13 protein-coding genes and 3 pseudogenes are annotated in these 21,162 nt (G+C 67.8%); 12 read left to right on the plus strand and 4 right to left on the minus strand.

The genetic code is table 11. The features are described from left to right. Positions 1 to 540: 540 nt before the first annotated feature. Positions 541 to 1,230 (minus strand): rhodanese-like domain-containing protein, encoded by a 690-nt coding sequence (locus VT52_RS36150; RefSeq protein WP_079175330.1) that lies wholly within the window; start codon positions 1,228 to 1,230, stop codon positions 541 to 543. A 304-nt stretch (positions 1,231 to 1,534) separates the two neighbouring features. On the opposite strand from VT52_RS36150, the gene VT52_RS28375 reads away from it, so the two are divergent. Further along, the gene (locus VT52_RS28375) at positions 1,535 to 2,587 is read left to right on the plus strand and encodes an NAD(P)/FAD-dependent oxidoreductase (RefSeq protein ID WP_071387694.1); all 1,053 of its coding nucleotides are present in this window, start codon (positions 1,535 to 1,537) and stop codon (positions 2,585 to 2,587) included. A gap of 26 nt (positions 2,588 to 2,613) precedes the next feature. Here VT52_RS28375 and VT52_RS28380 read toward each other — a convergent pair whose 3' ends face one another. Further along, positions 2,614 to 3,186 (minus strand): helix-turn-helix domain-containing protein, encoded by a 573-nt coding sequence (locus VT52_RS28380; protein WP_071387695.1) that lies wholly within the window; start codon positions 3,184 to 3,186, stop codon positions 2,614 to 2,616. A gap of 60 nt (positions 3,187 to 3,246) precedes the next feature. Between VT52_RS28380 and VT52_RS39055 the strand changes: the two are divergent. The 7 genes and pseudogenes from VT52_RS39055 to VT52_RS39075 all read left to right on the plus strand — a co-directional run. Then, positions 3,247 to 3,407: pseudogene (locus VT52_RS39055) on the plus strand (NAD-dependent deacetylase); the annotation flags it as partial. A 213-nt stretch (positions 3,408 to 3,620) separates the two neighbouring features. Then, positions 3,621 to 4,100, plus strand: a complete 480-nt coding sequence (locus tag VT52_RS28385) for a hypothetical protein (protein ID WP_071387696.1) — start codon at positions 3,621 to 3,623, stop codon at positions 4,098 to 4,100. Continuing rightward, the gene (locus VT52_RS28390) at positions 4,097 to 4,564 is read left to right on the plus strand and encodes a hypothetical protein (protein ID WP_071387697.1); all 468 of its coding nucleotides are present in this window, start codon (positions 4,097 to 4,099) and stop codon (positions 4,562 to 4,564) included. The genes VT52_RS28385 and VT52_RS28390 overlap by 4 nt, the downstream gene beginning before the upstream one ends. A gap of 88 nt (positions 4,565 to 4,652) precedes the next feature. Beyond that, positions 4,653 to 5,126 (plus strand): hypothetical protein, encoded by a 474-nt coding sequence (locus VT52_RS39060; protein ID WP_240509910.1) that lies wholly within the window; start codon positions 4,653 to 4,655, stop codon positions 5,124 to 5,126. A 27-nt stretch (positions 5,127 to 5,153) separates the two neighbouring features. After that, positions 5,154 to 5,531, plus strand: coding sequence for a hypothetical protein (locus tag VT52_RS39065; protein WP_240509911.1), 378 nt, complete (start codon positions 5,154 to 5,156; stop codon positions 5,529 to 5,531). A 16-nt stretch (positions 5,532 to 5,547) separates the two neighbouring features. Beyond that, positions 5,548 to 5,887, plus strand: a pseudogene (locus VT52_RS39070) (PIG-L deacetylase family protein); the annotation flags it as partial. A 56-nt stretch (positions 5,888 to 5,943) separates the two neighbouring features. After that, positions 5,944 to 6,525: pseudogene (locus VT52_RS39075) on the plus strand (transposase domain-containing protein); the annotation flags it as partial. A gap of 315 nt (positions 6,526 to 6,840) precedes the next feature. Here VT52_RS39075 and VT52_RS37645 read toward each other — a convergent pair. Next, positions 6,841 to 7,371 carry a hypothetical protein gene (locus tag VT52_RS37645; protein ID WP_143070933.1) on the minus strand — a complete coding sequence of 177 codons (531 nt, stop codon included), beginning with the start codon at positions 7,369 to 7,371 and terminating at the stop codon, positions 6,841 to 6,843. Between the two features lie 64 nt (positions 7,372 to 7,435). Further along, positions 7,436 to 8,680 carry a type VII secretion-associated serine protease mycosin gene (mycP, locus tag VT52_RS28405; RefSeq protein ID WP_167377753.1) on the minus strand — a complete coding sequence of 415 codons (1,245 nt, stop codon included), beginning with the start codon at positions 8,678 to 8,680 and terminating at the stop codon, positions 7,436 to 7,438. Between the two features lie 836 nt (positions 8,681 to 9,516). On the opposite strand from mycP, the gene VT52_RS37245 reads away from it, so the two are divergent. The 4 genes from VT52_RS37245 to VT52_RS28430 all read left to right on the plus strand — a co-directional run bounded on the left by VT52_RS37245 (position 9,517) and on the right by VT52_RS28430 (position 20,942). Then, positions 9,517 to 19,002 (plus strand): LamG-like jellyroll fold domain-containing protein, encoded by a 9,486-nt coding sequence (locus VT52_RS37245; protein ID WP_071387701.1) that lies wholly within the window; start codon positions 9,517 to 9,519, stop codon positions 19,000 to 19,002. 89 nt (positions 19,003 to 19,091) lie between these two features. Continuing rightward, a complete protein-coding gene (locus tag VT52_RS28420) occupies positions 19,092 to 19,736 on the plus strand; it encodes an SMI1/KNR4 family protein (protein WP_071387702.1) in 645 nt (214 codons plus the stop codon). A 115-nt stretch (positions 19,737 to 19,851) separates the two neighbouring features. Continuing rightward, positions 19,852 to 20,178: a transposase gene (locus VT52_RS28425; RefSeq protein WP_079175332.1), complete on the plus strand. Its 327-nt coding sequence runs from the start codon at positions 19,852 to 19,854 to the stop codon at positions 20,176 to 20,178. 5 nt (positions 20,179 to 20,183) lie between these two features. Then, positions 20,184 to 20,942 (plus strand): IS3 family transposase, encoded by a 759-nt coding sequence (locus tag VT52_RS28430; protein ID WP_079175333.1) that lies wholly within the window; start codon positions 20,184 to 20,186, stop codon positions 20,940 to 20,942. Positions 20,943 to 21,162 lie beyond the last annotated feature (220 nt).

Genomic DNA, 21,162 nt, shown 5'->3' on the forward strand with positions numbered 1-21,162 from the left:
GGCAACGGTTGCGGCATATCGGTGCGGGCCAGTTGATCCAGCCCCGGCGGCATGGGAGAAGATAAGAGGGCAGGCACGGTCTTCACTTGTGATCATGGGACTTCGACACTCACATGATCACGCAGACCGTGCCTGCAGCCGCATCCGGACCTACCTACAACCGACATGCCGGCCCATCAGCGAATCAACCGCCCAACTCGCGAGCACGCAACGGCCCTGGCTCGGACCCCCAGCCAGATAACTACGGTTGCCCAGCCCCTCGAACTCCAGGGTGTCGACAAAAAACATGGTGTGACTCCTCTCCGGGCTGGCGTACCCGGGTAATTCCGTCTCGGGATACCACCGCCGCAGCTCCGGAACACTCGCACTACTCTGAATTACTCGTGATATCCGCGGCTCTCATATCCTGGGCCAGTGCCCATACGATCACCGTCTGGAATGGTGGTAGCGAATTTGCCGAAGACTGCGTGCGGGCGACGTACCCAGCCGGCCCTCTTGCCGGCGGACGTATGCGACGGTTATCTGCCGGTTCTGCTTTCGTCAGTCCTCACGCGCCGCGGCTGCGCCGCGATCGCCGTTGTTCACCGCGTCCTCGCGGCCGGGAAGGACGACCGGCAGCCCCGCTGCTTCCCACGCCTCAAGGCCGCCCGCCACGCTGTAGACGGAGGACCGGCCTGCGCGGAGCGCCTGCATGCCGCCCTGCGCACTGCGATTGCCCGTGCGGCAGACGAAGGCCAGTGGGCCGTCAGGCAGATCCGACAGCGACGCCGGCAATGTGCTGAGCGCTGCGTGGACGGCGCCGGCCGGGTGACGCGCTGCCCATTCATCGTCTTCACGGACATCGACCAGCGTGAGTTCCCCGTCCACGGCGCGGCGACGCGCCTCGACAGGAGACAGGTCAGCGGGCATGCGACCATCGCCGGAACTCAGATCCTGCGCGGGCAGGACCGTCCGGATCGCCTCGTAGTTCGAGGCATGGACGACGGCTATCTGCTGTCCCATCATCGGGCAGACATTCATCGCCTCTTCCCAGTGACCGGTGGACTCCCATTCCGCCACGTTGACGAGAGAGAATTTACTCCCCGGAACGATCGTGCGGAACATGTACGTCCGAAGGAAACCGGGCTGAGTCGCCATCACCTCTGCGGCATCCTGCCATGCGTCGAGATAAGAGGCCTCCTTCTCCTCATCGATCTCGATCGGAATGATCACGACGTGGCGATTTTCCATCTGCTGCTTCCTCGAGTATTTCGACTACCGAAATGCCGTTCAAGCCGCAGGAATTCCCAACGAATGCGGGAACGCGACCAAGTCCCGGAGATACCGGCTTTCGGTTGTGAGCCGGAACCGTTTGGACGCAGCTTGCACACACGTGTCCGTAGGCGGCGAATCCTCTTGCTGAACCGGCAAGGTCGTCGGCGTGGTCCGATAGACCTGGCCGATCGGGGTCATCGCCGACGGCGGGATACTGGGGTGTCTTGCCGGGACAGCATGAACCTTTGCCGCATCCGCGGCGACGTCGCACGCTGATGGCATGAGCGAGTTCGAGTTGATACGAGATGGTGAACAGACCTGGGACGTCGTGGTGGTCGGGGGTGGGACCGCCGGCCTGTCCGGGGCTTTGAATCTGGCCCGGGTGCGCCGGTCGGTTCTGGTGATCGATAAGGGTGAGCCCCGCAATGCTCCGGCTGCCGGCGCCCATGGTGTGCTCGGCCGCGAGGGCATCTCTCCCCTGGAGCTGCTGCGGCTCGGGCGCGAGGAGGTTGCTTCGTACGGCGGTCGTGTCGCTTCGGGGCAGGTCGCGCGGATCTCCCGGGACGGCGCGGGCTTCCGGGTTGTCATCGAGGGCGGGCAGCGCGTACGGGCGCGCAGAGTGCTGGTGACCACTGGTTTGGTCGATGTGCTGCCGGACGTGCCGGGGCTGGCCGAACGGTGGGGGCGGGACGTGCTGCACTGCGTGTACTGCCATGGCTGGGAAGTTCGGGACAAGGCCATCGGGGTGCTCGGCAACTTCCACCAGGCACTGTTGTTCCGTCAGATGTCCAAGGACGTCACACTGTTCCTGCACACCGGAATGGAGCTGGCCGACGAACAGTGGGAGCAGCTGGCCGCTCTCGGTGTCGGCGTGGTCGACGGTGAGATCACCGGGCTCGAGGTCGGCGGCCAGGACCAGCTGGCGGGCGTGCGCCTGGCGTCAGGAAGGGTGGTGCCGGTCCAGCAACTGGTCGTCGCCCCCCGGTTCCTCGCCCGCGCCCGCTTCCTGGGCGAGCTGGGCGTGACGATGCAGGAACACCCCATGGGCCTGGGGGAGCAGCTGCGGGTGGACGCGTCCGGGTTCACCGGCGTGCAGGGCGTGTGGGCAGCGGGGAACGTCAGCGACGTACTGGCCGGCGTTCCCGCCGCGGCGGCGGCCGGCACCACCGCGGCTGCCGCGATCCACATGGACCTGCTGAAGGCCGACGCCGAAGCCGCCGCCCTCGCGGCCAAGGGCGGCGGAGTGTTCAGCGCGGCCATGGAGGCCGAGGTGTCGCGGCGGATGCAGGGCAGCCGTGCGCACGGACTGGACTCCTTCCTCAGCGGGAACTGACCACCGCGCGCCTCACCGCGACCGGGTCAGGTGGCGCGGACGCGGAGGTGGGCCCGTTCTCCCTGGCGTCCGAGCAGGATGAGAAGTTCGACGGCCTGGTCGCCGTCGGCGCCAATCCAGTGCGGCACGTGAGTGTCGAACTCTGCGGCCTCGCCCGGATTGAGGCTCAGGCTCTGCTCGCCCAGCAGCAGCCTGAGCCGTCCGGCGAGCACATAGATCCACTCAAAACCCTCGTGGGTCTGCAGCTCCGGCTCGCTCTGGGGCGCGGGTGAAATGAGAAGTTTGTAGGCTTGGGCGCCGCCGGGATCGCTGAGCGGTACCAACGTCATGCCTCCCCGGGTCACCGGGCGCAGGTGAATGCGCGGGTCTCCCGTTCGGGGCGCGCCTACGAGATGGTCGAGGGGCACCGCGTACACCTCGGCGAGTGGCAGCAGCAGCTCCAAAGTCGGCTTGCGACTGCCGCCCTCCAGACGAGACAGCGTGCTCTCGCTGATTCCGGTCCGCTGGCCAAGCTCAGCCAGCGTCATCCCCCGCCGGCGACGCAGCTCCCGCAGACGGGGCCCGACCGCATCCAGAACGTCCTTCTTCGCGCTGTTCACACCCTGATACTGCCCGAAACGGCATGGCCCCTTCCAATTCGAGTTCGAGCAGCAACTGAGCAGTCCGCGACGGTGACGTTCGGCGAGCGGCTCGACCCGGAGGTGCTGGCGCGGCATTGGAGATCGCCAAGGCCTGCGCGGTGTTCCTCGCGGTGGGGACCACCCTTCAGGTGCAGCCGACAGCGATCGCCGCGGACCACGGCGCTCGGAAGACGGCCGTCCCTGAGCAGTGATCAGTCGCGGGCGAGATGTCGATGACGGCCGGGACTCGGTGCACGCGTGCGCGGCGTGCAGGGCGAAGACGAAGCGGACTCCGATCACCCAAGCGCAGTCGGCGGCCGAGGGGCTCGAATCCGAAGAGGTGACCTGCCCCCTGCGCTGTGCGCTCGCCTCACCGTGGGAGCTTCGCGGTGCGTTCAGGGTGGGCTGCGGTGATGTACCGCATTGCATACGCGGCCACCACCCTGCCGGCCTTCTGCCGCCTGCATGCCCATCAGGACCCGCAGGAGGGAGTGACCGGCATCGCGAAGGACCGGGACGCACCCGCGATCGTCGGCGACGCCTCGCTCGCCTACCTGATCCACATCCAGACCAAAGACGGTGACCGCCCGGAGGACAAGCAGTGGGAGTGGGTCGTTCACGCCTTCGGCGAGCAGGGACCCGAACTCGCCGAGCAGCTCGCGGCCACGGTCCGAGCCTGGGACCGCCAGGTCCGCGCCGAGGAGAACGACCAGCACGCCGATCCCAGCCTGACCGTCTACCCAACCGGCACACCCGACCATCTGCTGCCCGCCGGGGACACCCTGGACAAGGCGTGCTCCCGGCTGGTGTTCCGGTGGCCGGGCCGGGGCGGACACCTCCCGGCCCTTGCCCGGCGCACCGACATGATGGCCGCGACCGCGGGGGACTCGTGATCGTCTGGCTGAACGGGCCGTTCGGCGGCGGGAAGACCAGCCTCGCCGCCGGGCTGTGCCGCGCTCTGTCCTATGCGACGGCCGCCGACCCGGAGACCGTCGGCGACCTGCTGCGCAGCACGCTCACCGGACATCCGCTACGCCCCAGGGACTACCAGGACCTTCCGCTGTGGCGGGAGCTGACCGCCGCCTTCGTCGTGCACACCGACCCAGTGGTACTCCAGGAGCGGATCGCGGCCAGTTGGGAGTTCCCCGGTGACGCCGAACGCAGCGAAGCCGTGCGCGCCTGCCGCCGCCGGCGCGCAGCCGACTACGAGCAGGCCGCCACCGGCTGGATGCACGCGAGCGGCCACGTCATCGACACCAGCACCCTCACCGTCGAGCAGACCCTGCACGCGGCCCTCGATCACCTGCGTCTCCCTGTTCCCGCACGGCCCCGACCACCGGAGGCACCACAGGCATGACCATCACCATCCACGCCGTCCCGGCCTCGGCCAGGGGCGACCGAACCCCCTGTCCTTCCCGTTCCCGCCGAGCGTGCGGAGTGTGGTCGTGAGCACGCCGTCCGGCCCCGCGGCCGGATCCCCGTCCGCGGCGGTGTTCGTGCCGCCGCACGAGCGCGACGACCAGATCCGGATGCGCCGTGCCCACGCGGCGGCGGCCCGGACGTTCAAGGTGACGGCCACCGGCCCAGGCGTGTGGGGCCGGCAGGGCCGCACCCTGGGCCGCCGGGCCGGCCAGTGGTGGCTCCGCCTGGTGTGCGCACCGCAGGACAAGCGCAACGTACGTCTGTGGGAGGGACCGGTCACGGCCCACCACGCGCTCCCCGCGGCCGTGCCGCGGCCCCGGGCCCATGACGTGCTCGAATGGTCCGCCCGCGGCCACGCCTACCGCGCGGCGCTGTCCGAGTTCGTGCCGCTGCCCGCTCTCCAGAGCGGCGGCCCGGTCCTCACCGCGGACCCGATCTGCCGTCCGCCTGGTGGGCCGACCTCCGCCTGGCGCTGGAGGCGACCGCAACCGTCGTGACCGACCGGCAGGCCTACGGCAGCGTGGGTGGAAAAGAACCTCACCCGGTTCCTGGGCATCCCCGCCTTCCAGGTCAGTGCCTGGACCACGGGGCACGGCGACCTGCACTGGGCGAACCTGACGGGCCCGCCGCTGGTCATCCTTGACTGGGAGTCATGGGGCCTGGTTCCCGTCGGGTTCGATGCCGGGCTGCTCCACGCCTACAGCCTCACCCGGCCGGCCACGGCGGCCCGGATCCGCCACGAGTTCGCGCATGTCCTGAACACGCCTTCGGGACGGACCGGGGAGCTGGTGGCGCTCGCCCAGCTGCTTCAGGTCGCCGGGCGCGGCGGCCACCCGACTCTCGCTCCCCACCTCGCCCGCCGGGCCGAGCACCTCACCGGCACGCCCGTACCCGTACAGTGACCGCCCTGGAGGCCCCGTGCTACCCAGCCTGCTTGCCGTCTTCGCCCACCCGGACGACGAGTCGCTTCTCGCCCGGCATCACGCCGCCGGGGCCCGCACGGCGGTCGTCACCGCCACCTGGGCCCCCGACAGCCGAAGAGCTCCCGAACGCGCAGCCGCCCTAACCGTCCCGCGCAGCCGCCCTAACCGTCCTGGGCGCTGGCGCCCCGCGCTTGCTCGGCTACAACGATGCCCGCAACGCCGAGGCCGCGCCCGGCCGGCCCCGCCTCGTCGACGCCCTCGTGGACGAGGCCGTCGGCCGGCTCGTCACCCACATCCGCGACTTCCGACCCGACGTGGTCGTCACCCACGACGCTCTACCGCCGTGGTGCCGTTCGAGCTGGTGGACGCGGTGCTGGCGCAGACGCGGACGGTGCAGCGGCGGCTGCGTGATCTGCCGTCCCGGGTCGGGATGTACTTCCTGCTTTCGATGTGCCTGTTCCCCGAGGTCGGCTACCGGCTGGTCTGGGACAAGCTCACCGGCGGCCTGGCCGGGATGCCGATGGCCTCGCCGAGCGCGAAGGCCCTGCGGGATCTGCGTCGTCGGCCGGGGGCCGCGCCGGTGCGGTCACTGTTCGAGGTCCTTGCAGGTCCGCTGGCCCGCCCGACGACGCCGGGGGTGGGCTTCGGTGCATATCGGACGGTGTCCTTCGATGCCTGCAGCTCACTGCGGGTACCCGATTCGCCCCGCAACCGGGCCTGGCTCGGGCGGACGGCCCATCACGGTCATCCCACGCTGGAGCTGATAACGCTGGTCGAGACCGGGACAAGGTCCCTGATCGGCGCGGTGTTCGGCCCCACCGACGAGGGCGGGACCGCCTACGCCCGCCGGCTGCTGCACCTACTGCGGCCGGACATGCTGGTGCTGTGGGACAAGGGCTTCGACGCCAACGACTTCCTCGCCCAGGTGACCGCGACCGGCGCGGAGGTGCTGGGCCGGCTCCGCAGCAACCGGCGCACCCCGGTCCTGGCCCGTCTCGACGACGGCTCCTGCCTTTCGCTGATCGGCACCGTGGGCGTCCGGGTCATCGATGCCGAGGTCGCACACCGGACAGATCGCGGCCTCCCGCGGAGTCCGCGCCCTCACCACGATCCGCTCGCCCTCGTCGGCCACATCCTCGACGACCAGCGGCAACAGACCCGAGAACACCATCCGCACAAGCTCGTTGACGTCCTTCACGCGAAGGTCAACGACCCTCACGACTCTCCGTCACCACCGAATATGAGACAGGGCCGTTAAATTGACACACCCAAAAGAGCCGCACCCATCTCAGGTTCTGTGCGACGGCCTTGGCCGGGCGGCCTGTTGCACCGCGCTGATGACAGCTGATCGGTCGGTTGGTGAAAAGCTGCGTACGTTGGGCAGCTTGACGGATGGGCCCATGGTGATGAATCGCTGGTGGGGATTGTGTCGGGCGGCTGTGGTCACGGCCTGATGGAGGCCTGGCCCCACGGAGATGATCAGCCCGCACTTGCGCTGCACCAGACTGTTGACATACGGCAGGGACGCCGCGGTGCCGCCTGTCGGTATCTGGACGTGTTGTGCGTTGATGGCAGCGCCTGCAGCGGCGCTTTGCAGGGATGACCAGACGGGCTGGGCCATGGCCGCATCCTGCTGGTCATTGACCAGGCAGGCGCGGAAGTTCCTTGAGATGTTGTTAGCGACGATCTTCGGGGTGTGCGGGCTGGTCAGCAGAGCGACGGAAATCCATGCCAGCAGACCGGTGGCGACGAGTGCGCCTGCGCCAGCTGCGAGCCGGACCCGTCGAGGGCGGTGGTGAAGACGGAAGGGAAGATTCACGTGGCGCGTTCCAAAATGCTTTCTATAAAAGGTCTGCCGCCTGATCGGTGGGGCTAGCGCACCTTCAGGTTCGGCTTTTCTGCTTCGTCTTGCCTGCCGCTGCGGGACGTGGTCTCCCGTGTGACGGCTTCGGAATCGGGTCCGTCTTCTTGGCGGAGCGCTTCCTGCGGCGCCGGACGACGGTCCACGCCGACGCGGAGGTCAGAGCTACTGCCGCCCCACTCAGCGCGATGACGGTGACCGGTCCGACACCGGTGCTTGTGTGCTTGCCCAGAGGGTCGGCGGACAGCAGTGGGTTGGCGGCACCGCCGTCGTCGGCGGCGGGTGCGTGCAGCGCCGCCAGGGGGTCGATCAGGCCATAGCCGTACTGGTCGTCATGACCACTGCCCCCAGGTCGGGAAGCGGTATTGATCAGCCTGCGGATGGTCTGGCCCGCGCTCAGGTGAGGGAAGGCGGAACGGACCAGAGCGGCCGCTGCGGAGACGTAACCGGCCGCATAACTCGTGCCGTCCGCCCTTACGTACTGGCCTCGGTCGTTGGCGGAGTAGATGTCGGTGGCCGGCGCGGCGAGTGTCGACTGGGGTCCGGATTCGCTCACCGGCCAGAAATGACGGCTGGAGTCGGTTCCGGTGACGTCGATGACGCCGGGGAAGGCGGCCGGGTACATGGGCGGGTTGCCGTTCTGTCCGTCGTTTCCGGCGGAGGCGACGATGACGGTGTCCTTGCCGAGGGCGTAGGTGATGGCTTCGCGCAGCAGCGGGTCGGGGGTGGTCGTTCCGATGGATATGTTGATGACCTGGGCGTGGTGGTCCGCAGCGTATTTGATGCCCTCCGCGATCGCGGTGGGCTCTGCGGTTCCGTTTGTGGTCACGCGGACGGGAAGCACCTTCGACTTCGGCGCGAGACCGGTCATTCCGTTCCCGGCGTTCGCCTTGCCCGTTCCGGCGATGATGCCGGCGATGGCTGTCCCGTGCGAGTCACCGGAGATGTCGCTCTGCCCGTTGTCCCGGGGGTCTCCGATGAAGCCCGCGCCTTGGAGGACCTGGCCTTTGAGGTCGGGATGGGCGGAATCGACTCCGCTGTCGATGACGGCGACGGTGACGCCTTGACCTTCGGATATGCGCCATACCTTCTCGGCCTGGAACTGCTTGAGTGGCCACTCGGCTTGGCGGATGACCACCGCCTCGGCGGAGGCGTCGGCCGTGAGTACCCATAGCCCCGCAAGTGTGACGCCGGCAAGGAGCCGGCGAAGTACCGGCAGCACGGTCGGCGCGCGGCGCCTGCCGGTTCCTCTTCGCGGGAAGAGCACGAACAGCTCCCATCGGTGTGTGGCGTTCTAGGCGCGCGCAGAAGAGTGCGGAGCCAGGCAGGTTGTACCACATTGCCCTTTGGAGGACTTTCAGGTCCGGGAGGTTGGTCAAGGCTGAGCATCGCGGGGCCTAAGTTTGGTCAAGTTCGCAGGACTTAAATCGGGTGCAAGTACCTGTGATCATGTCAATTCTCCGTGTCTGTTTGTCGATGAAGCTTTGATTGATCGACAAGTCGCCGCTACAACTTGGGCGCTGTGCCTCCACGGGAGAGGCGTTGCCATGTCCTGCTTGTGGGGGTTCTGTGATGAGTCGCGGTCTGGTCCGCGTATCGGCTGGTGTGGCTAGGCGGTTGGCGTTCGTCATCGCGTTCCTCGTCCGTGGCGTCCAGCGGCGTTGGCTGCGGAGGGTCGCTCTCGCGGTCAGTGGTGTGCTGATGATGGTGCTGGCGACGCAGCCTGCCGAGGCGTTCATCAACGAGCAGGCCCTGACGTCCGGTTCGACGGTGCTGCCCCATCAGCGGACAGGTTCTGCGGCCGGGTTGTCGCATCAGGTGAAGTCCCCAGCACTCCGCAGGAAGGGAAGCACCTCCAGTCCGAAGGCCAAGCACGTGCGCGGGGCGCTTCCGCCGTCCTCGACGCGCGTGGCGAAGCCGAAGGAGCGGGGCTCGTTCAGTCCCAGGGGAAAGCTTGCCGCGAAGAGCGTCACGCCCCCGGCCCGGGTACGGGCGGCTTCGTCGAAGGGGGCTCGGCCGAAGACGGCCAAGGCGGCCGATGCCGGCTCGTCGGCGCAGCAGGGCGACCCTCACATACCTGGTCCGAAGGCCGGTGGTGCGGAGGTGGTCACGGACCGCACCGCGAACACGTCGGTGTTCCAGAACCAGGATGGGACCCTCACCGCGCGGGTCTACAGCCGTCCGGTGCACTACCGGACGGCGAAGGGCGCCTGGGCTGACATCGACAGCACCCTGGTGCAGGGTTCGGACGGTCGATGGACGGAGCGTGCGGACTCCTCGCCGGCCGACTTCGCCGCCAGCGGAAACGATTCTTCACTGGTTTCCTACGGGCCGTCGGCGAGCGAACAGGTCAGCTACGCGCTCCAGGGCGCGGCCCCGGTGACCGGACAGTCGTCGGGGAACACCATCACCTATCCCGGCATTGCCGACTCCTCGGATCTGACGTATGCGGTGGGATCGGGCGGGGTGAAGGAGACCCTGGTCCTGCATGACGCCACTGCCCCGACGACCTGGGTGTTCCCTCTCCATCTGACGGGCCTGACGCCGTCTCTCACCTCGGCCGGGAGTGTGGTGTTCAAGGATTCCTCGGGTGCGGTGCGGGTGACGATCCCGCACGGTTACATGGAGGACTCCAAGGTCGGCAAGGCCTCCGGGGAGGGCGCGACGTCCACCGGGGTGGCCTACAGCCTGACCTCTGTGGACGGAGCTCCGGCGCTGCGGGTGTCGCTCGATGCGTCGTGGCTGCACGACAAGGTGCGTGTGTTCCCGGTCAAGGTGGACCCGACGAACCTGAACGCGTCGTCGAGCACGTATGTGGAGACGCCGTACGACATCAACTTCTCCACGGCGGACGTGCTCAAGGTCGGTTCGTACGACGGCGGTTCCCACAAGGCCGACAGCTACCTCAACTTCTCGTCGTTCGGGTCGACGTTCAAGAACGACTACATCGAGCAGGCGTCGCTCTACCTGGACGACGTCTGGTCCGGCGGCTGCACCGCGGAACCTGTCTACGCCCACGCCATCACCAGTTCCTGGAGCGTGGGCAGCGTCGCCGACTACCCGGGCCTGTCGTACGGTTCGACGATCGGCTCGGCCAGCTTCGACGCCGGCGCCACCTGTGGCGGGTCCTCCTGGCACGGCATCGACATCGGCGACAACCCCAGCGCGGCGGGCGTGAAGCTGCTGGAGGGATGGGCGCACGGCGGGACCAACCGCGGTATCGCGCTGACCGCCAGCACCTCGGTGGTGGCGGCCTGGAAGCAGTTCGCCTCGGTCAACTCCTCCTACCCGCCCTACCTGTCGGTCACCTACAGCTCCCACGGCGCCGACTACTCGATCCCCAAGCAGACGTACTCCGAGCCCACGGCGAGTACCACCGGCTCGATGAAGGTGACGCTCACCAACCGCGGCACCAGCTCCTGGTCGACATCGAGCACACAGCTGGCCGCCTCCATCTACACCACGTCCTGGTCGAAGCTGAGCACCAACGCGACCAAGACGTATGTACCGAGTTCGGTGAGTCCCAACTCCACGATCACGATGACCGGGACGCTCCCGGCGCTGGACCCCGGTCAGTACTACGTGTGCTGGGACATGCTCACCAGCGGCACGTCGTTCTACTCCACGTACAACGTGCCGCAGAAGTGTGCCGAGATCACCTCGGCGGACACCCCGCCGCAGATCGACTCCACCTCCCCGCCCTCCGACATCGTGGCCGGTTCCCTCACGCCGCAGCTGTTCGCCCGCGGCGAGGACCCGGACGACTACCCGGGCACCGGGCTGACCTACGACTTCCAGGTCTACTCCGCCCCGGCCTCGGGTTCACCGTCCCTGGTGGCGGACTCCGGCTGGGGGAGCACGGCCGAGTGGAGCGTCCCGAGCGGCAAACTGGACTGGAACCAGTCCTACTACTGGACCGTGGCCATCGGTGATCACTACACCCACAGCCCCTGGTCCCTGCCCTCGTACTTCTCCACCACCGTCCCCCAGCCGCTGATCACCTCGCACCTGGGTGCCGCGGCGCAGGGCCCGGACGGCAGGACCTTCGATCCGCGCGTGGGGAACTACACCACCTCGGCGACCGACGCGAGCGTGCCCGCGGCGGGCCCGGCGCTGTCGGTGACGCGCTCCTACAACTCGCTCGACCCGCGCACCGGCAACGCGTTCGGCACAGGCTGGTCGACGCTGTACGACATGTCCGCGCTGCCGGACAGCGACGGCTCCGGCGCGGTCGTGGTCACACTGGCGAACGGCCAGGAAGCACGGTTCGGCCTGAACGCGGACGGGACGACGTTCACGCCGCCGCAGGGCATGTACGCCACGTTCCAGACCGTCAGCGGCGGTGGGTACACCCTGACCGACAAGTCCGGCACGACGTACACGTTCGGTGAGCAGGCCGGGGCCGCCTGGAAGCTGAAGACGATCACGGACGCGTCCGGGCGGAGCGAGACGCTCTCGTACAACTCCGACGGCACCCTGGCCACCGCCACGAACACGACCAGCAGCCGCTCACTCCACTTCACCTGGAACAGCGGCCACGTCACCCAGGTGAGCACGGACCCGGCGACCTCCGGCGGCGCGGCCGAGACGTGGACGTACTCCTACAACGGCGACGACCTGTCCAAGGTGTGCCCGCCGACCTCCACCACGGCGTGCACCGCCTACTCCTACACCTCCGGGTCCACCTCCGGCTCGCACTTCCGCTCGGCCGTGCTGGACGCGAACCCGGCATCCTACTGGCGCCTGACCGAGCCCTCGGGAACCTCGGCGGCCAGCGAGGACGTGGTCAACGAGGGCAACGACGACGGCACCTACGCCGGCGGGGTGACCCTCGGCACGACCGGCCCGCTGCCAGGTTCACCGACCACCGCCGCCACCTTCGACGGCTCCAGCGGCAACGTGTCGGTACCCGCCGACGTGCTCCACCAGGGCAAGAGCCGGGCGGTGAGCCTCTGGTTCAAGACGTCCGCGCCCGGAGTGCTGATCGGCGACCAGTCCCGGACCATCGACGACACCACCGCACCCGGCACCTGGACCCCGGTCCTCTACGTGGGCTCCGACGGCAAGCTCCACGGCCACTGGTACAGCGACAGCGGCTCCGGCAACACCGCCTTCGGCTCGGCCGGCACCGTCAACGACAACACCTGGCACTACGCGGTGCTGTCCTCCGACGGCACCACCCAGACCCTGTACCTGGACGGCACCGAGCAGGACACGTTCTCCGGCACCCCGAACGACCAGTCCAACACCCACACCTACATAGGCGCCGGCTACGCGAAGTACTGGATCGACTCACCGGCGGATGTCAGCCACTTCCACGGCTCCATCGCCGAAGTCGCCTTCTACACCCACGCACTCGGCGGCCCCGCGATCCAGCAGCAGTACGCCGCCGGCAGCCACGCCGCCACCGAGCTGACCGGCATCACCCTGCCCTCGGGCAAGACGTACATGGCCGCCGCCTACGACGCGTCCCGCGACCAGGCCACCCAGACCACCGACGCCGACGGCGGCACCTGGAAACTCGGCACCCCCACCACCACCGGCTCCGGCGACTACTACCGCGACGCCGTCATCTCCCAGGCCGCCCCCAACTACTGGCGCCTCGAGGACACGTCCGGCAACCAGGCCGTCAACGAGGTGGCCGGGACCACGGCCTCCAACTGGTGGTCCTCCGGGCCCGCCACCTACAACAACGTCACCCTTGACGCGCCGGGCCCCTTCCCCGGCAGCCCCGAGACAGCCGCGTCCTTCAACGGCACCAGCTCGTACATCTCGCTGCCGTCCACCACGATCTACCACGGCCAGGTCTCCGCGAACTTCTCCACCGAGCTGTGGTTCAAGACCAGCGCCTCTGGTGTCCTGTTCAGCTACCAGGACGGTGCCGTCGGCTCCACATCGTCGCACTACACCCCGGCCCTGTACGTCGGCGCCGACGGCCACCTGTACGGCCAGTGGTGGGACCACCTGGTCTCGCCCATGGAGTCTTCGGACACCGTGAACGACGGACAGTGGCACCAGGCCGTCCTCACCGTGAACACCGACGGTGAGCAGACCCTCAACCTGGACGGCAAGCAGGCCGACACCCGTACCGGCCAGCAGCCGGACTTCGAAGCAGAGAACGTCGTATCCGTCGGCGCGGGCTACATCTCGGGAAGCTGGCCCTCCCCGCCGGCCGACAGCCCCCAGGGCCACTTCAACGGCGAGATCGCCGAGGTCTCCACCTTCAACCAGGCGCTGAGCACGCAGACAGTGGCGGACCAGTACGCCGCCCGCGGCACCTCCAACGGTGCCACCCCGGTCACCACCGCGACCGTGACCGACCCCACCGGCAAAACCCTCACCTACCGCTACGACCCCTACAACGGCTCCCGCCTGATCTCCGCCACAAACGCCCTCGGCCACACCACCTCCTACTCCTACGACTCCGGCGGCTTCGTGGCCACGGTCACCGACCCGGACGGCAACTTCACCACCATCACCAACAACACACGCGGGGACACACTGTCGCGCACCACCAGCGACATGCACGGCGACACCACCACCAGCTACACCAACTACCCGGCGCCCGGCACCTACGGCGTCACCGACCCCCGCACCGACGAACCCACCTCCGCCGCCGACCCGCGCTCCACCAACGCCACCGACACCACCTACGCCACCACCTACACCTACGACTCCTCCGGGAACCCGCTCACCTCCACGGACCCCGACGGGCATGCCGTCACCAGGACGTACACGGCGGGCACCGAGTCCGCCATCGGCGGCGGTACCGAACCGGCCGGTCTCCTGGCATCGGTCAAGGACCCGAACGGCCACACCACCACCTACGCCTACGACAGCGCCGGCGACCTCGCCCAGACCACCTCGCCCTCCGGACTGAAGACCACCTACACCTACGACAACCTCGGCCGCCGCCTCACCCGCACCCAGACCTCGGAAACCTACCCGGACGGCGTGAGCACCAGCTACACCTACGACGGCCAGGACCGAGTCCTCACCGCCACCGGACCGGCCACCACCGACGCCGTCCACGGCCCCACCCACACCCCGCAGGCCACCTACACCTACGACGACGACGGCAACACCACAACGCAGACGATCGCCGACACCACCGGCGGCGACACCACCCGCACCACCACCTGGACGTACAACGCCCACGACCAGGTCGACTCGGTCACCGACCCCGCGGGCCGCAAGGCCACCTACGGCTACGACACCTACGGCAACCGCACCACCGAGACCGACCCGACCGGCAACGCCTACACCTACGCCTACTCACCCACGGGTGAACTGCTCAGCACGACCCTGACCAACTACACCGGCGACCCGGAGAACCCCTCCTCGCCCACCTCCCTGGTGCTGGACTCGCGGGCCTACGACCCGGCCGGCTGGCTCGCCACCGACACCGACGCGATGGGGCGGACCACCGCCTACTACTACAACTGGAACCACCAGCTCATCCAGAGCTACCTGGCCAACTTCCACAACCCGGACGGCTCCACCACCACCAAGGTCCTCCAGCAGGACGCCTACGACGCCGCCGGCCACCTGACCGAGCAGCAGAACACTGCCGCCCTGATCGAGACCGACTACACCATCGACCCCGCAGGCCGGGTCACCCAGTCCGTCTTCGACCCCTACGGCCAGGACAAGACCACCACCTCCAACAGCTACGACGACAACGGCAACCTCACCTCCCAGTCCGCCACCCAGGACAGCACCACCGAACAGACCGACTACGCCTACGACGCCCTCGGCGACATCACCTCCCAGACCGTCCACGACGGTCCCACCAACCTGGTCACCACTCACACCTACGACCAGCGCGGACTGCTCACCTCCACCACCGACCCCCGCGGCAACACCTCCGGCGCCACCCCCGCCGACTACACCACCGCCTACACCAACGACGAGGCCGGCCGGCTCACCCAGGTCACCGCGCCGACGGTGAACGCGGAAACCAACGGCGGCACGCCACAGCAGATCCACCCCATCAGCTTCTACGGCTACGACACCTTCGGCGATCAGACCTCCGTCGACGACGCCGACGGCAACATCACCACCTACACCTACGACGCGGACGGCGAACAGGTGGCCGTCTCGGACGCCGCCTACGTCCCGCCGGGATCCAGCACTTCGCTGACTCCGACCACCACCGCCGTCTACGACGCCGACGGCCGCCTCACCACCGCCACCGACGCCGACCACAACACCACCCACTACACCTACGACCAGTTCGGCGACATCGCGCAAATCCAGCAGCCCGCCGTCGGCGGCACCACCCCCACCAGCCACGTCACCTACGACGCCGACGGTGAACCGCTGTCCACCACCGACCCCACCGGCGCAGTCGTCCAGTCCACCTACGACGACCTCGGCCGCCCGCTGACCTCCAGCGACGTCGTCCGCCAGCCGACGACCACCACGGACACCACCACCTTCGGCTACGACGACGCCGGCAACCAGAACTCCGTCACTCTGCCCGGCGGCGAGCAGTCCACCGCCACCTACGACGCGGCCGGCAACCTGCTCACCGCCACCGACGCCCGCAGCAACACCACACAGTTCACCTATGACCTCGACGGCCGGCCTACCAAGACCACTCTGCCCGATGGAACCGCCACCACCCAGACCTACGACGCCGCAGGGCGCCTGACCGACACCGCGAACCTGGACACCTCCGGCACCACGCTGACCAGCACGTCGTACGGCTACGACCTGGTCGGCAACCCCACCTCAGTCACGGACGCCGACCACAACACCACCACCTACACCTACGACGCCAGCGATGCGCTGACCCAGCAGACCGAACCGGTCAGCTCCACCTCCACCATCACCACTAGCTTCGGCTACGACGCGGCAGGCAACTCCACCCGCTACACGGACGGCGACAACCACGCCGCCATCACGACGTACAACACACTCGGACTGCCCGAATCAAGCATCGAGCCCAGCACGACGGCGTTCCCCGATACCGCTGACCGCACCACGACCATCGCTTACGACGCCAACGGCAACCCGACCACCATCACCCGCCCCGGCGGCGTCATCCTCACCCACACCCACGACGCCGACGGCCGCCTGACCGAAACCACTGGCACGGGAGCGGAGGCCACCACCGAGAACCGCACCTTCGGGTACGACGCCGACGGCCGCCTCACTTCCGCCGGCGCACCCGGCGGCACCAACACCTATACATACGACGACCGCGGCGAGATCCTCTCGGCCTCCGGCCCGTCCGGCGACGCCGCCTACAGCTACAACTCCGACGGCCTGCTCACCTCCCGCACCGACAAGGCGGGCACGGCGACCTTCACCTACACCCCCGACGGCCAGGTCGACACCGCCACCGACCCCGCCACCGGCACCAGCCTCGACTACACCTACAACTCCACCGGCCAGCTCACCGGTATCGCCTACGGCGGCAGCGGCAACGCATCCCGCAGCCTCGGCTACGACGCCCAGCACCGCCTCACCAGCGACACCCTCAATGCACCCGGTGGCACCACCGAGGCATCCGCTTCCTACAGCTACGACAACGTCGGCCACGTCACGTCGCAGGCCACCACTGGCACCACGGGAGCGGGCTCCAACAGCTACGGCTACGACAAGGCGGGCCGTCTGACCTCGTGGAACAACGGCTCGACCACCACGAGCTACGGCTACGACGACGCCGGCAACCGCACCAGCGTCACCAGCGGCTCGACCTCGACGACAGCGAGCTTCAACGCCCGCAACCAGCTCACCGGCACCAGCACGGCCTCGTCCTCCGCGACGTACACCTACACCGCACGCGGCACCCTGGCCTCGGTCGCCGGCCCCCAGGGCACCGAAAGCCTCGACTACGACGCCTTCGATCAACTGGCCAAGGATGGCAGCACCACCTACACCCACGACGACCTCGGCCGCCTGGCCACCGCGGGCAGCAGCACCTTCGCCTACGACGGCACCGGCGACCAGAAAGTGTCGGATGGCACGGAGACCTATGGACTCGGACCGAATGGTGAACTTCTCGGCATCAGCAGCAGCAGCGGCGGCGCCGCGCTGGCCTACACCAACCAGCACGGCGACCTGACCGCCACCTTCACCGCCACCGGTACCGCCCTCACCGGCTCCACCGCCTACGACCCCTACGGCAGCACCCTCGCCACCAGCGGCACCCAGCACGACCTCGGCTACCAGGGAGGCTGGACCGACCCCGCCTCCCACCGCGTCGCCACCGCCAGCCGCTGGTACGACCCATCAACCGGAGACTTCACCAGCCACGACGCCACCAGCCAGCCCCCGATCCCGTCCGTCAACGCCAACGCCTATGCCTATGGCAACGACGACCCCCTGACCAACGCCGACCCCTCAGGCGACAGCGCCTGCCAGACGTCCGGATCCTCCGGCTACAGCAGCTACCACCCGCACTACACCAGCAACTACGGGCATTCCTCCGGAAGCAACCAGCGTCACTACTCGCACGCCGGGTCCAACCGCAGTCCCAGCCGGGACTACAGCGATGAGATCGCAGAATCACAACGCGAGATAGCTGATGAAATACAACGGGAGGCAGGGGGGGTCTCCTTCTCCGGCGCCAGCCGAAGCGTCCATTCCGGGCCAGGCGGGCGCAGCCGAAGGCGAGGGTCCAGCGCTGGTGAGGAAGAAAGCGCTGCCGAGGGTGAGGGGCTGTCGGACGCTGAAGAGGTTGAGGTGCTGCTCGGAGAGGCATTCAATCCCCTCGGGTACGACAGCTGCAACGTCACCACAGCGCCGCCCCCACCGCCCCCGCCCACCGCAGGGACCGGCCTCGCTGAGAACCCGGGTTCGAGGCGGACAGGCCAGCCCAGCGGGAACGAGAGCCCGCACCAGGACGGCGGCATGGGCGCGGGTACCGGACCGTCGGACGCGGCACCCATCGTCGTGACCGGCGTGGCGCCGTCCCAGGTGACCGCCCCAGCTGCGCACCAACCCCTCGACAACGGCCGGAACCGGATCGGCGGCACCAAGGTCATTCAGGATGGGGACGCGCCCGGCGCTTGGCCGACTTCCGGGCGACTGCTCTACCCCGACACTGACACCTACGCGTACAACAGGAACTTCAGCAATCGGCGCAGTCGCAGGGAATGTCAATCGATCAGAAAAACTTGGGTCTACTATCAGCCACTGGATGCTGAGGGCCGGGCTACCGGTGTTCAGGCCTGCCTCAACGAGGCAGACGTCAACTTCAATCCCAGCGGACGAACGAAGGACCTCGACCCGAACAAGAACACCCTCATCGTGGGCTCCGATACTGTCCGCGGCAGGAACCCTGTGAACCCCCCTGGCTATAAGCCTGGTTTCGCCCGCGGTCATCTACTGGGCTACCAACTTGGCGGTGATGGTGCCGATGAGCGCAACTTGGTGCCCCTGTACCCTGACGCGAATTCCAGAGTGATGAAGGGCATTGAGGATAAGGTAGCCGCCGCGATGCAGACACAGACGATCTACTACACATCAAGACCCGTCTATGCGAGCGACACGAATCCGATACCCGCGGCAGTCGTCATCACCGCTAGGGGGACCCAGGGGTTCAGGGGGCGTTGGAAGATTCGCAACGTTCCGTAAGATGTGTCGGCGATCGATGCGCGCAGTGCTATGGAACACAGACCGACGGCCTTGTGATCCGGCGACCCGATGAGTGATGGAGCGAGGATATGATCCAGGTAGAGAACATTGGACGGATCGTCGGGCTGCCCCGGTCGCGTCGTTTTGCAGTCGACTGGCAGTTGGTCGAGTCCGACCTCGGCATTGCGTTGCCCGAGGACTACAAGGAACTTGCCAGGTACTTCGGCCCTGGAGAGTTTGTCCCGTACTTTGTGCTCCTCGTCCCCGGCGTGGCCAGCCCCGCGCTGGAACTGCGCCGCAACCTGGCGCGCTGGCAGCGGTTGGAGGCGGAGGGACGTGTGGAAGGGGGCGGCTTTCCGCCGTTCCGCTACTTCCCCGAGCCCGGCGGGCTGCTCCCCTGGGGCAACTCGCCCCACGGCGAGGTCTACTACTGGGAAACTATCGGTGAGCCTGACGCCTGGCCAGTGGTTGTCTGCGCCGCTTCCGGCCCGCACTTCTACCGGTTCCAAGGCGGCGTCGTGGACTTTGTCCACGAACTGCTCACCGAAGGGCTTGACATCCCGTTCCTCCCGAGCCTGCATGAGATCAACGCCGAGGCCGCGTTGGACCCCGACTTCGATGACGAAGAAGAAGTACGGCCCGCTTTCATCCCGGATGACGGCTCGTGGCCGTATGACGGCGCACTACCGGTGGTTGCCTGGTTCGAGACGGACGATGAGCCGGAGGAGACCTGAGGCTGACCCCTTGGAGTGGACACCCTTGACACTGGATCTTGATGGTCCAGGGAGGGATGTCCAGGTGAACCGCCCCGGCTCGAATGGAGACTCGATTTCATGAAAGGATCGAGTCATGGCACGACCTTCCCGTTACCCGCTTGAGCTGCGCCGTCGTGCGGTGCGCATGGTCGCCGAGGTGCGAGGCGACTACCCGAACGAGACGGCCGTCCTGCAGGCGGTGGCGGACAAGCTCGACATCGGTTCCCGCGAGACGCTGCGGAACTGGGTTAAGCAGTACGAGATCGACGCGGGGCAGCGTCCAGGGACGACGACGAAGGAGTCCGCCCAGCTTAAGGCGTTGAAGAAGGAGAACGCCGAGCTGAAGCGGGCGAACGAGATCCTGAAGGCCGCCGCGGGTTTCTTCGCGGCCGAGCTCGACCGGCCACACACGCGCTCGTAACGTTCATCGACGAGCACCGGGACCGCTTCGGCGGCGTCGAGCCGATCTGCAGGACGCTCACCGCACACGACTGCGGGATCGCCCCTTCCACGTACTACGCCCACAAGAAACGCCTCGAAACTCCCTCTGCCCGTTCCGTGCGCGACGAGGAGCTCAAGGAGCTGATCCGACAGGTCCACACCGACAACTACCGTGTCTACGGGGCCCGGAAGATCTGGCGGGAACTGAACCGGCAGGGCCACGCAGTGGCCCGCTGCACCGTCGAACGGCTGATGCGCGAGCTGGGCATCACCGGCGCCGTCCGTGGCAAGAAGGTCATCACCACGATCCCCGACCAGCAAGCCGAGCGGGCGCCCGACCGCGTCGAGCGCGACTTCGTCGCCAGCGCGCCCAACCGTTGCTGGGTCACGGATTTCACGCACGTGGCGACCTGGGCCGGAGTGGTCTACGTCGCCTTCGTCGTGGACACCTTCTCCCGTCGGATCGTCGGCTGGTCCGCCGCGACGTCAAAGGAGACCCGGCTCGTCCTGGACGCTTTGGAGATGGCGCTGTGGCAACGCGACCGCGATGAACACCCCCACGTCCCGGGAGAGTTGATACATCACAGCGATGCAGGCAGCCAGTACACCAGTTTCAAGCTGGCCGAGCACCTGGACACGGCCGGCATCGCGGCCTCGATCGGCTCCGTCTGCGACGCATACGACTGTCAGTCTTCTCGGACCGGATTCCGCAAGGATCGGGTAGTCCCGGCCGTGTCGGTCTGACTCTTGCTTATGACTGACCCTGTGGGTGTCCTGGCGTTGATCTGTCGACCGCCCGGCCGGGCACGCAGCAAGCGCTGCCGCCGGACGGACGTGACCTGATAAGAGCCTGGAGCCGACTCGCCAAAGCGTCCCCGTGACAGTCCTGTCCGTCCGGCCGGCGACAGCGTGTACCCCACGCTACCGACCGGAAGGAACACTGAGGTTCCCCCGCTGCGCGGGA

The sequence above is a fragment of the Streptomyces malaysiense genome (genome assembly GCF_000980885.2).
Classification (GTDB): Bacteria; Actinomycetota; Actinomycetes; order Streptomycetales; family Streptomycetaceae; genus Streptomyces; species Streptomyces malaysiense.